The organism is Tsukamurella soli (assembly GCF_039541155.1).
GTDB classification, from domain to species: domain Bacteria; phylum Actinomycetota; class Actinomycetes; order Mycobacteriales; family Mycobacteriaceae; genus Tsukamurella; species Tsukamurella soli.
On record NZ_BAABFR010000129.1, the window covers coordinates 1 to 12,051 of the forward strand.

Sequence of the window (12,051 nt, forward strand, 5' to 3'; positions counted from 1 at the left end):
CCGTGCGCGCCGAGCTGGCCGCCGGCGCCGTCGTCCGCAACCGGCCGTCGCGCGGCACCCTCCAGGTCACGGCGCCGGAGGATCTGCACTGGATGAGCGCGACCCTCAGCCCCCGCTCGCGCCGCGCCTCCGAGCAGCGCCGCGGCCAGCTCGGGCTCGACGAGGGCATCCTCGCGGCGGCCGAGGCCGTGGTGCTCGCGGAGCTGGCCGACGGTGCCGTGCGGTCCCGCCCAGCGCTGGTCGCCGCGTGCGCGGAGCGGGGCGTCGAGCTGGACGGCCAGCAGGCGGGGCACGTTTTGCGGCACCTCACCGAGATGATGACGATCGTGTTCGCCGGGCCCGAGGGACGCGCGGACATGTTCGCCCGCGCGGACGGCTGGATCGGCGAGCGGCGCGACGTGCGGCGTGCGGAGGCGCTCGCCGAGGTGGCGCTGCGGTTCGTGCGCGCCCGCGGGCCGGTGACCCGCGCCGACCTGGGGCGATGGGCAGACCTGTCGATGGGCGACGTGGACGCCGGGCTCGACGCCGCAGCGGACGACCTCGAGACGGTGACCCTCGACGGCGCCGACTACCTCGTTGCGCGCGGCACGGCAGATATCGCCGAAGACGAGGTCGACGCGGCGTTGGGTGCCCCGCTGCTGCTGCCCGCGTTCGACGAGTACCTGCTCGGATACGGCACGCGCGGGCCGATCATCTCCGCCACCGGGCTCGAGCTGGTATGTCCGGGGCGGAACGGGGTGTTCCGGCCGATGGTGGTGGTCGACGGCGAGATCGTGGGCACGTGGCGGCGCACGGTGAATCGCGCGGGGGTGACGGTCACCGTCGAGCCGTTCGGAACGCTGACCGTGCGGTCGCGGAAGGCGCTCGCGGCGCCGGCACGGGCGTTCGGGGAGTTCCTCGGCAAGGACGCCGTCGTCGCCCCGTGAGCCGGGGTGCTCAGTCCAGGCGCCACGGCTCGTAGGCGCGGGGATCGTCGATGGGCTCGAGGTGGACGGTGACACGCAGGTCCTCGAGCGCGCCGCGCAGGTCGTCCTCGACCTCCTCGACCAGGTCGTGTGCGCGCTGCACCGTCCACTCTCCAGGGACCAACATGTGCAGCTGTAGGAAGCGGATGTGGCCGGACTCGCGCGTGCGGATGTCGTGGAAGTCGACGCCGCCGCCGCGGTGACGCTCCAGCACCGCGTCGACCGCGGCGCGATCGGCGTCGGGCAGCGCCGTGTCCATCAGCCCCGCCCCCGACCGGAGGACCAGGCGCCCGCCGACGACCAGGATGTTCACCGCCATCGCGATCGCGACCAGCGAGTCCAGCGGCTGCCACCCGGTGAGCGTGACCAGCAGCACGCCGACCACCACGCCCGCGGTGGTCCACACGTCGGTCATCAGGTGCTTGCCGTCGGCCTCCAGGGCGAGCGACCGGTACCGCCGGCCGATGCGGATCAGGTACAGCCCCACACCGAGGTTGACGAAGGTCGCGAGGACGGCGATCACCAGGCCCAGCCCCACGGAGTCGAGGGGCCGCGGATGCAGCAGCCGGTCGGCCGCCGACACCAGGATGATCACCGCTGCGACGGCGATCATCACGCCCTCGAAGACGGCGGAGAAGTACTCGGCCTTGGTGTGCCCGAAGTTGTGGTCGTCGTCCGCGGGACGCGCGACCACCTTGAGCGCCACGTAGGCACCGACGGCGGCGACCACGTTGACCATCGTCTCGGCGGCGTCGGACAGCAGCCCCACCGAATTGCTGACCCGCCACGCGATCACCTTCATGACGATCGTCACGATGGCGGCCGCGATGGACACGAGCGCGTATCGGGACAGGTCCCGGCGGGCTGACGGCGCGGTCACGACGACAAGTCCACCACGCCCCGGTCGCGCCACGCGCGCCGACCCGGCACCGTCGGGACTATCTGCCCTTCGGCTTGTCCGCCGACGCGTCGGAGCTGAGCGCGGCGACGAAGGCCTCCTGCGGCACGTCGACCCGGCCGATGGTCTTCATGCGCTTCTTGCCCTCCTTCTGCTTCTCGAGCAGCTTGCGCTTGCGGCTGATGTCGCCGCCGTAGCACTTCGCCAGGACGTCCTTTCGGATCGCGCGGATGTTCTCGCGGGCGATGACCTTGGAGCCGATCGCGGCCTGCACCGGCACCTCGAACTGCTGGCGCGGGATCAGCTCCTTGAGCTTGACCGTCATCTTGTTGCCGTACGCCTGCGCGGCGTCGCGGTGCACGATCGCCGAGAACGCGTCCACGGCCTCGCCCTGCAGCAGGATGTCCACCTTGACCAGGTCGGCCAGCTGCTCGCCGGCCTCCTCGTAGTCGAGGGACGCGTAGCCGCGGGTGCGGGACTTGAGCGAGTCGAAGAAGTCGAAGATGATCTCGGCCATCGGCAGCGTGTAGCGCAGCTCGACGCGGCTCTCCGACAGGTAGTCCATGCCGCCCAGCTCGCCGCGGCGCGACTGGCACAGCTCCATGATGGTGCCGACGAACTCGCTCGGCGCGATGATCGTGGTCTTGGTGATGGGCTCGTAGGTCTCGCGCAGCTTGCCGTCGGGCCAGTCCGACGGGTTGGTGACGATCTGCTCCCGGCCGTCCTCGCCGACCACGCGGTATACCACGTTGGGCGCCGTGGAGATCAGGTCGAGGCCGAACTCGCGCTGCAGTCGCTCGCGGGTGATCTCCATGTGCAGCAGGCCCAGGAAGCCGCACCGGAACCCGAAGCCCAACGCCACCGAGGTCTCCGGCTCGTAGGTGAGCGCCGCGTCGTTGAGCTGCAGCTTGTCGAGGGCCTCGCGCAGGTCCGGGTAGTCGGAGCCGTCCACCGGGTACAGACCCGAGTAGACCATCGGCCGGGGCTCCTGGTAGCCGGTGAGCGGCTCGGTGGCGCCCTTCCGTGCGGAGGTGACGGTGTCGCCCACCTTCGACTGGCGGACGTCTTTCACACCGGTGATGAGGTAGCCCACCTCGCCGACGCCGAGGCCCTTCGACGGCTTGGGCTCGGGCGAGACGATGCCCACCTCGAGCAGCTCGTGCGTCGCGCCGGTCGACATCATGGCGATCTTCTCGCGCGGGACGATCTTGCCGTCGACCACGCGGATGTAGGTGACCACGCCGCGGTAGGTGTCGTAGACGGAGTCGAAGATCATGGCGCGGGCCGGGGCGTCCGGGTCGCCGACGGGCGCGGGGACGCGCTCGATGACCCTGTCCAGCAGCGGGCCGACGCCCTCGCCGGTCTTGCCGGAGACGCGCAGCACGTCGTCGGCCTCGCAGCCGATGATGTGCGCGATCTCCTCGGCGTACCGGTCGGGGTCCGCGGCCGGCAGGTCGATCTTGTTGAGGACCGGGATGATCTCGAGTTCCTTGTCCATCGCCAGGTACAGATTGGCGAGGGTCTGTGCCTCGATGCCCTGCGCGGCGTCGACCAGCAGGACCGCGCCCTCGCACGCCTCGAGCGCGCGGGAGACCTCGTACGTGAAGTCGACGTGGCCGGGCGTGTCGATCAGGTGCAGCACGTACTCCTCGTCGCCCACCTTCCAGGGCAGCCGCACGTTCTGGGCCTTGATGGTGATGCCCCGCTCGCGCTCGATGTCCATGCGGTCGAGGTACTGGGCACGCATGGCCCGCGCGTCGACGACGCCCGTGAGCTGCAGCATCCGGTCGGCCAGGGTCGATTTGCCGTGGTCGATGTGCGCGATGATGCAGAAGTTGCGGATCCGCGCAGGGTCGGTGAACGTCGTGTCGGCGAAGCTGGGAATCGAACTCACTCCTCGGTCGGCAGGCCGGGGCCCCGGCACGTCACCGTCTAGTTTCTCACGCCCAGCCGTGGTCACGAACTCGGCGTGAGCGGGCCGACGCGCCCGCATCTGCCACGCGGCGCAGCTCAGGCCGCGATCCTGACCACAGCACTATCCTGGCGGGCATGGCTGACGAGTTGTCCTGGATCGGCGCGGTGGCGCGCAGGCTGGCCCGCGAGCACGGGCCGCGGTTGCTCTCCCAGCTCGCGAACACGGCACCAGTGCAGGCCGGGCGGCAGGCGCTGGTAGCCGCCGTGACCGAGGCGCTCGGGATGCAGGAGCCGACACCGCCGGCGCCGGCGAAGGAGTTCACGCCGGGCCGGCCCGTGACCCGCACCTCGACACCATCGCACCTGCGGGCCCGGGCGATCGCGTACGCGCCCAAGCTGGACGGGCAGGCGGACCCCGGCGAGATCGTGTGGACGTGGGTCGAGTTCGAGGAGAACGCCGGGCCGGAGGCGGGGGGCGGCAAGGACCGTCCCGTGCTCGTGGTGGGCCGCAGCGGCGCCACGCTGCTCGGTCTCATGCTGTCCACCCGCGACCACGACGCCGACACCCGCTGGCTGGCGCTGGGCCTGGGCGACTGGGACGAGCAGCGCCGTACGTCGTGGGTGCGGCTGGACCGGGTGCTCGACGTTCCCGAGGACGGGATCCGGCGCGAGGGCGCGATCCTCGAGCTCGCCCGGTTCGAGCTGGTCGCGCACCGGCTGCGCGACGAGTACGGCTGGCACTGACCCATGGACTCGACGGCTCAGCGGCGCAACCCACCCGATCTGAGGGGTCGCGCCGCTGAGGAGTAGATCTCGGGACATGGGCGGCCTCACGCCAACCGGGTGATCTCCACCTCCACATCCAGGTCGGAGGCCCCGCCGCCCGAGATGATCCCCTTGAGCGGTGGCACGTCCGCATAGTCGCGGCCCACGCCCACCGACACGTGTCGCTCGGTGATCGCCACGTCGTTCGTGGGGTCGTAGCCGACCCAGTGCCCGGTCCACGCCTCGATCCACGCGTGAGACTCGCCCGCCACCGTCGTCCCCACTGCCGCGTCGGGCTTGGGGTGCAGGTACCCGGACACGTAGCGCGCGGGGATGCCCGCGGCGCGCAACAGCAGCAGCGTGAGGTGCGCGTAGTCCTGGCACACGCCGTTGCGCTCCTCCCACGCGTCGGTGGCCGACGAGTGCACGCCGGTGGTGCCGGGCACATAGTCGAGGGTCTCGTGTACCCACTGCGCGGCGGCGAGCACCACGTCGCCGGGCTCGACGTCCTTCGCCAGCCGCTTGGCGACGGACGCGAGCCGGCGGTTGCGGGGGACGTAGTGGGTGGGCGTCAGCAGCTCGTCGAACCGGTCCCGCACGGGCTCGGCCTCGAGATCGGCCCAGGTGATGGACTCCGACGGTGCCGGCGGCGCCTCGGTCTCCACCACCGAGGACGCCGTGACCTCGAGCGAGGTGTGCGGCGCGTGCAGGTCGAACGCGGTGACCGCGGTGCCCCAGTAGTCGGTGTACCGGTACGACCGGGTCGCTGGAGTCGTCTCGACGCGGTTGAGGATGACGTTCTGCCGCTGGTCGCTGCGCGGCGTGAGCCGGGCCTCGTTGTACGACGAGGTGACGGGTGAGTCGTATCCGAAGCCCGTCGAGTGGACCACCCGCATCCGCCAGTTCACAGCTCTCCCTCCAGGATCGGTTCGATCTCCTCGTCGCGCGCCCGCGCGTCGGTCCACGCGACGTACGGCGTCACGTGGAAGTACTGCTCGGCGACGGCCTCACCGGCACCCTGACCGAGCGTGTGCAGCGCGATCAGCCTCGTCTCCAGGTCGATGAGAAGCTCGCCGGGCGCGAGGAACTCCAGTTCGCTGCGCGCGCGGCCGAGGAGCCGCTGAGCCTCGGCGCGGGAGCCGACGCGGCTGTCTGCGCCGCGGTCGATCTCCTTGAGACAGTCCTCGGCGATCGCGATGGCGTGGAACACCGAACGCGGGAACAGCCGGTCGACCAGGATGAACTCGACCACCCGGTTGGCGTCGAGCACGCCTCGATACGTGCGGAGAAAGGTGTCGTGCGCTCCGGCCGCGCGAAGGACGGTGACCCAGGTCGGCGAGTTCGCCCGGTCTCCGGCGCGGGACAGCAGCAGCCGCACCGTCATGTCCATCCGCTCGATCGCCCTGCCGAGCAGTAGGAAGCTGTAGCCCTCGTCCCGCGAGAGCGTCGAGTCGGCGAGCCCGGCGAACATCGCGGCCCGGTTCTTGATGTAGTTGAGGAACTCGTGTGGGCCGAGCCGGCGCGCAGCGCGCTCCCGTTCCGCCAGGCCGTTGTACGTGGTGTTGAGGCACTCCCACATCTCGGACGAGGTGACCTCCCGCGCGCCGCGGGCGTTCTCGCGCGCGGCCGCGATCGAGGCCGCGATCGACGCGCTCATGAAGTCTCGGTCGAAGGCGACCATCTCGGTGACCGACCACATGTTCAGCGGGTCCCCCGGGTCGGGCTGCCGCATACCGAGCACGCGCAGCAGCTGCCGCGACGCCCGGTCCTCGTCGACGGTGGCGTCCTCCAGGAACTGGTGGACCGACACGTCGAGGATCCGGGCGGTGTCGTCGGCCCGCTCCACGTAGCGTCCGATCCAGTAGAGCGCCTCGGCATTCCGCGCCAGCATCGCCTACGCCCTCCCGTCCGTCGCGTCGTGCGCCTGTTGCTGTTGTTGCTGCTGCTGTTGTTGGTCCTGCTTGATCCGCTCCGGACCGATCTCGACGTGTGCGGGTTCGAGCACCTCGTGGGGGCGCACCACCTCGTCGCCGGCCAGCTCACGCTCCGCCACCGAGGAGCGGGACGCGAGCACCCAGGTGTCCTTCGAGCCGCCACCCTGCGAGGAGTTGACCACCAGCGACCCCTCGGGCAGCGCGACCCGAGTGAGGCCGCCGGGCAGCACCCACACGTCGTCACCGTCGTTGACCGCGAACGGGCGCAGGTCGACGTGCCGGGGGCGGGCTGCGTCGTCGATCTTGGTGGGCACCGTCGACAGCTGCACCACCGGCTGCGCGATCCAGCCCCGCGGGTCGGCGATCACCTTGCGGCGCAGGGTGGCGAGCTCCTTCTCGGAGGCGTTGGGGCCGAACACGATCCCGTAGCCGCCCGACCCCTCCACGGGCTTGATCACCAGCTCGTCGAGGCGGTCGAGCACCTCCTCACACTCCGCGTCGAGCCAGCACCGCAGCGTGTCGACGTTGTGCAGTGTCGGCTTCTCGCCGAGGTAGTACTCGATGATCTCGGGCACATAGGTGTAGGTGAGCTTGTCGTCGCCGACGCCGTTGCCCACCGCCGAGCTGATCACGACGTTGCCGGCGCGGGCGGCGTTCACCAGGCCCGCCACACCCAGCACCGAATCGGGCCGGAACTGCATGGGGTCGAGGTAGTCGTCGTCGATGCGGCGGTAGATCACGTCGACCTGCTGCTCACCCTTGGTGGTACGCATGTACACGACGTTGTCGCGGCAGAACAGGTCGCGGCCCTCGACCAGCTCGACGCCCATCTGCCGGGCGAGCAGCGAGTGCTCGAAGTACGCCGAGTTGGCCATGCCGGGGGTGAGCACGACGATCGTGGGATCCGCCTCGTTGGACGCCGCCGACTTGCGCAGCGCGCGCAACAGGTGGCTGGAGTAGTCGGCCACGGCCCGCACGCGGTGGGAGGTGAACAGGTCCGGGAAGACCTGGGCCATGGTGCGGCGGTTCTCCATCACGTAGCTCACGCCCGACGGTGACCGCAGGTTGTCCTCCAGCACGCGGAACGTGCCCTCCGCGTCGCGGATGAGGTCGATACCCGAGACGTGGATCCGGACACCGTTGGGCGGCCGGATCCCGGCGGCCTGCCGATGGAAGTGCGCGCACGAGGTGACGAGCCGCTTGGGCACCACCCGGTCACGAAGGATCTCCTGGTCGGAGTAGACGTCGTCGAGGAACATCTCCAGCGCGTGCACGCGCTGCTTGATGCCCCGCTCGAGCTTGGCCCACTCCGACGCCGCGATGATCCGCGGCACCAGGTCGAGGGGGAACGGACGCTCCTGGCCGGACAGGGAGAACGTGATGCCCTGGTCGATGAAGGCCGCGCCGAGCGCGTCGACGCGCGCCGCCAGGTCCGATTCGGCGGCGTTCGCGAGCGCCTTGTAAATACCCTTGTACGGTGTGCGAATCGTGCCGTCGGTCTCGAACATCTCGTCGTACGCGCGCCCGAACGACTCCACGTCCGTGTATCCGGCGAACAGGTGCGCATCATCCGAGAGACGTGGCGACGTAGGGCGTCTGGTCGATGTCTGCGGAGTCACAGGAGTCATCGTGCACCACCGGAACCGATTCGGCAGGCCGTCGCGTTAGCGCGCTGTTAACTCTGGCGATTCCATCGAGTTACTGTGTGCCGGTAAGGATCGGCGCCGTGGACAGTCCAGTCCAGACCGGGCCCGACGGTGTCGGTCCGCCCGGTGCCCCGCCGCGACGATTTGGGGCGCCGCCCGGCCGCTGGTAACCTGGCACGTCGGCGGTGACTACCGCACATGATTTTTCAGCGAGCAAGAGAGAGACTAACGCGTGGCCAACATCAAGTCCCAGATGAAGCGGATCAAGACCAACGAGCGCAACCGTCTGCGCAACCAGTCGGTGAAGTCGTCCCTGCGCACCGCGGTCCGCCACTTCCGCGAGGCCGTCTCGGCCGGCGACAAGGACTCGGCCGCGACGCTGCTGGTCAGCACCAGCCGTGAGCTCGACAAGGCCGCCAGCAAGGGCGTCATCCACGCCAACCAGGCCGCCAACAAGAAGTCGGCCATGGCTCTCGCGCTCAACAAGCTCTGATACACCGGTGACCGGCCCCGCTCCCGCGGCGGCCGAACCGATCGCGCGCTGACCGCGCCGCACATCCTGGGGCTCCACGCGGCCCACGGCGTAGCGGCGCGGTTTTCGTGTTCCCGCGAACACGCCGCCGGTCAGCCGGCGAGGCTCGACACGGAGCGCACCGCGTTCTCCAGCGCATAGTCCGGGTCGACGGCCTGCCCCTTCACGTCCGCGTTCACGGCCGCCACCACGTGCAGGGCGTGCGCGAGCCGGTCGCTCGACCAGCGCCTGGCGAGCGGTGTCACCTTCTTCACCTTCCAGGGCGCCATGCCCAGTGCGCCGGCGTCCTTGTACTGGTCGGGGGTACGCCCCAGGCCTTTGACCCGCGCGATCGAGTGCACGGCGTCGGCGAGCGCGTCGGCGATCAGCACGTGCGGCACCCCCCGGTGCTGCGCCCACCGGAGTGCCTCCATCGCTGCCGCGGTCTCCCCCGCCACCGCACGGTCGGCGATCTCGAATCCGGTCACCTCGGCCCGGCCCGCGTAGTACCGGTTGACCGCCGCGATGTCGACCCTGCCGCCGGTGTCGGCGACGAGTTGTGTGATCGCCGCCGACAGTTCCCGCAGGTCCTTGCCGACGGAGTCCACGAGCAGGTCCACGACCTCCCCGGAGACCCGCACACCCGCGGCGCGGAACTCGGCGCGGGCGAAGTCGGTGTACTCGCGCGCGGTGGTCACCGCCGGCACCTCGACGATCTGCGCGCCCACCTTCTTCAGGGCCGCCACCATCGACTTCGCACGTCCGCCGCCGCTGTGCTCGATCACCAGCGTGATGCCCTCGGGCGGCTCCTTCGCCGCGTCCACGATCAGGTCGACCGGGCCCTTGCCCGCCTCGTCGGCGGCCTCGAGCACCACTACGCGCTCCTCCGCGAACAACGACGGGCTGAGCAACTCGACCAGCTCGACCTCGGACACGTCACCTGCCCGCAGCCGGGTCACCGGCACGGCGTCGGCCGCGCTGCCGGGGACCGATGCCGCCGCGGCGTCCCCCGCCGCCGCGCGCGCCGCGGCCACGATCGCTGCGATAGCCCGCTCGACCAGGAGGTCCTCGGTCCCCACCACGACGTGCACCGCTGTACCTTCGACCCCTGCCACGCTTGACATGCTGCCAGACGACACCGACAGCCGACCCGACCGCGGCCGTCGCGAGGCCGGCCACCGGACCGGCGGGCACCGTCACCGTCGGCCACCGCGCGAAGAAGTGCGCCACGCCGAGCAGCCACGCGACGCCCGGACCCGTCACCCGGGCCAGCAACTCCGCGACCGCGGGAAGCGGCACGGCGAGCACCGCCGCGGCGGTACCCACCACCGTGATCAGCGGGATCACCGGTCCCGCAATCACATTCGCCGCGAATGCGCCGGTGGGCAACCGGCCCGACAGCGCGACGATCAGCGGCGTGGTCACCAACTGCGCCACCAGGCAGATCGCCAGCACGCCGGCCACCGCGCGGGGCAGCCCGCGGCACATCAACCAGTCGGCCACACCGGGCGCCCACCACAGCAGCCCCGTCGTCGCGGCCACCGACAGCGCGAAGCCGGGATCCCCCGCCAGCTGAGGCCGCGCCAGCAGCAGCACGACCACCGCTGCGGCCAGCGCCGCCGTCGACTCGCCGGTGCGGCGCAGGGCGACCGCCGCGACTCCGAACAGCCCCATCACCGCGGCCCGTACCACCGACCCCGTCGGGCCCACCAGCAGGACGAACGCCCCGATCGCTCCGACGGTCACCGCGACCCGCGCCGCGCGCGGCAGGCCGATCACCGTACACAGGCCGAGCACGCACATCGTGACCACGGCGAAGTTCGCGCCCGACACCGCGGTGAGATGGGTCAACCCGGAAGCGACGAAGTCGCCGCGGACCGTCGGCGCCGTCGCCGACTCGTCGCCGAGCACCAGCCCCGGCAGCAGGCCCGCGGCGAGCGGCGGCAGCGAGGCCGCGGCCACGACCGCGAACCCCCGCCGCACAGCGGCCGCGATCCGGTACCTGGCGGGCGCGGGATGCAGCAACCGAGGCTCGGCGGTCGCGAGGAGCACCGCAGTGGTCAGGCCCGGGCGTTCGCTGCGCAACACCCGGGCCCGCACCTCGACCGTCTCCCCCGGCACCAGCCGCGCCAGGTGCGCGACCGCCCCGACGATGACGACCCGGTCCCGGGTGGGCACCTGGGCGGGGGCTCCGTGATCCGCCGCTTCGACCGCGACAGCGACAGCGGTCGCGGGGACCAGCATGCGCGAGGCGTCGAGATGCCCGCCCGGCTTGCCGCCGAGCTGGCGGGGCCACTCGTCGACGTGCACCGAGATCACCGTGGCATGCCCGTCCCATCGGCCGATCGCGGCGGCGTCCCGCAGGTCTACCCGCAGACCAGTCCCCACTGCGGCACAGCAGGCCAACGCGGCGGCACCCACCACGACCCACAGCGCCGATCCCACGTTGCCCCCGGTCTGCCGCCGTGCCAGCGGCACCAGCACCGCGCACGCCAACCCGGGCACCGCCGCGATCAGCTGCCACGGGCAGCCCGGCCGCAGGCAGCACAGCGTCACCAGCCACACCGCGGCCACGGCCGGCACCAGACGGAGGTCGGGGGCGGTTCGCACGGTCACACCGTCGCCATCGGCTTGATCCGCGCCAGCTTGGCCTGGCCGATCCCCGAGACCTTGGTGAGGTCGTCGACGGAACCGAACGGGCCGTGGCGATCCCGGTACGCGACGATCGCCGCGGCCGTCGCCGCGCCGACCCCCGGCAGCGTGTCGAGTTCAGCGGCGGTCGCGGTGTTGATGTTCACGAGGCCGCCAGCGCCCGGCGTCTCACTGCCCGACCCCGCGGTGGGCCCAGGTCCTGCTGCCATCACCGGCCCACTCCCGGCCGCGACGACGGCACTGCGCAGCGCCAGTCCCAGCCGTCGATCGACCGCGCCCACCACCACCTGGTCGCCGTCGCGCAGCGGCTGCGCCAGGTTGAGTGCCACGGTGTCGGCACCCCGCGTGGCTCCGCCCGCTGCGGCGAGGGCGTCCGCGACCCGGGCGGCAGGGGCCAGCCGGTGCAGGCCCGGCCGCCGCACCAGCCCCACGACCGCGACCGTCAGCTCGGCTGGGGTCGCGCCAGCCGGACCTGCCGCACCGACAACGCTCTCGGCGGCCGAGACCGCCGTCGGGTCCGGTTCCGCACCCGCCGATCCCGTCGCGTCGAACGCCACCACCGGATACTGCCGGGGTGACGACGGCGAAGACAGGACCGCGTATGCCGCCACCAGCACCGCGACGAGCCCCACCACGCACAGGCCCAGAGCGGCCCGCGGCGTACCGCGCAGCCTGGCCGACACCGCGGCCCGCCAGCCGCGCGGCGCGGGGTCGCGCCAGCCGTCGTCCCACTCGTCTTCGGGCCCCCAGTCGGCGCCCTGCCCAC

General features: G+C 71.5%; 11 protein-coding genes. 3 read left to right on the forward strand and 8 right to left on the reverse strand.

Annotation, left to right across the window (positions count from 1 at the left end; translation table 11 throughout):
- On the forward strand, window positions 1-926 hold a 926-nt coding region (locus tag ABD908_RS24305), incomplete at its 5' end, for a winged helix DNA-binding domain-containing protein (protein ID WP_345000914.1).
- A 10-nt stretch (window positions 927-936) separates the two neighbouring features.
- On the opposite strand, the gene ABD908_RS24310 is transcribed toward ABD908_RS24305, so the two are convergent.
- Both ABD908_RS24310 and lepA read right to left on the reverse strand, forming a co-directional pair.
- The gene (locus ABD908_RS24310; RefSeq protein ID WP_345000916.1) at window positions 937-1,845 is read right to left on the reverse strand and encodes a cation diffusion facilitator family transporter; all 909 of its coding nucleotides are present in this window, start codon (window positions 1,843-1,845) and stop codon (window positions 937-939) included.
- Window positions 1,846-1,903: 58 nt separating this feature from the next.
- The gene (gene lepA / locus ABD908_RS24315; RefSeq protein ID WP_385924200.1) at window positions 1,904-3,856 is read right to left on the reverse strand and encodes a translation elongation factor 4; all 1,953 of its coding nucleotides are present in this window, start codon (window positions 3,854-3,856) and stop codon (window positions 1,904-1,906) included.
- Window positions 3,857-3,912: 56 nt separating this feature from the next.
- On the opposite strand from lepA, the gene ABD908_RS24320 reads away from it, so the two are divergent.
- Window positions 3,913-4,521: a type II toxin-antitoxin system PemK/MazF family toxin gene (locus tag ABD908_RS24320; RefSeq protein WP_345000920.1), complete on the forward strand. Its 609-nt coding sequence runs from the start codon at window positions 3,913-3,915 to the stop codon at window positions 4,519-4,521.
- An 86-nt stretch (window positions 4,522-4,607) separates the two neighbouring features.
- Here ABD908_RS24320 and ABD908_RS24325 read toward each other — a convergent pair whose 3' ends face one another.
- The 3 genes from ABD908_RS24325 to ABD908_RS24335 are packed head-to-tail and all read right to left on the reverse strand — an operon-like array spanning window position 4,608 to window position 7,984.
- Window positions 4,608-5,450 carry a transglutaminase family protein gene (locus tag ABD908_RS24325; RefSeq protein ID WP_345000922.1) on the reverse strand — a complete coding sequence of 281 codons (843 nt, stop codon included), beginning with the start codon at window positions 5,448-5,450 and terminating at the stop codon, window positions 4,608-4,610.
- On the reverse strand, window positions 5,447-6,433 hold the full coding sequence (locus tag ABD908_RS24330; RefSeq protein WP_345000924.1) for an alpha-E domain-containing protein: 987 nt from the start codon (window positions 6,431-6,433) through the stop codon (window positions 5,447-5,449). The genes ABD908_RS24325 and ABD908_RS24330 overlap by 4 nt, the downstream gene beginning before the upstream one ends.
- 3 nt (window positions 6,434-6,436) lie before the next feature.
- The gene (locus tag ABD908_RS24335; RefSeq protein ID WP_385924740.1) at window positions 6,437-7,984 is read right to left on the reverse strand and encodes a circularly permuted type 2 ATP-grasp protein; all 1,548 of its coding nucleotides are present in this window, start codon (window positions 7,982-7,984) and stop codon (window positions 6,437-6,439) included.
- 370 nt (window positions 7,985-8,354) lie between these two features.
- Between ABD908_RS24335 and rpsT the strand changes: the two genes are divergently transcribed.
- Window positions 8,355-8,615, forward strand: coding sequence for a 30S ribosomal protein S20 (gene rpsT, locus ABD908_RS24340; RefSeq protein ID WP_345000929.1), 261 nt, complete (start codon window positions 8,355-8,357; stop codon window positions 8,613-8,615).
- 131 nt (window positions 8,616-8,746) lie between these two features.
- On the opposite strand, the gene holA is transcribed toward rpsT, so the two are convergent.
- The 3 genes from holA to ABD908_RS24355 form a co-directional block, all read right to left on the reverse strand.
- A complete protein-coding gene (holA, locus tag ABD908_RS24345) occupies window positions 8,747-9,667 on the reverse strand; it encodes a DNA polymerase III subunit delta (protein WP_345000931.1) in 921 nt (306 codons plus the stop codon).
- A complete protein-coding gene (locus ABD908_RS24350) occupies window positions 9,570-11,249 on the reverse strand; it encodes a ComEC/Rec2 family competence protein (RefSeq protein ID WP_345000933.1) in 1,680 nt (559 codons plus the stop codon). Before ABD908_RS24350 ends, holA begins: the two co-directional genes overlap by 98 nt.
- Window positions 11,246-12,051, reverse strand: an 806-nt coding sequence (locus ABD908_RS24355; protein ID WP_345000935.1) for a ComEA family DNA-binding protein, incomplete at its 5' end; no start/stop codon positions are given. The genes ABD908_RS24350 and ABD908_RS24355, both read right to left, overlap by 4 nt.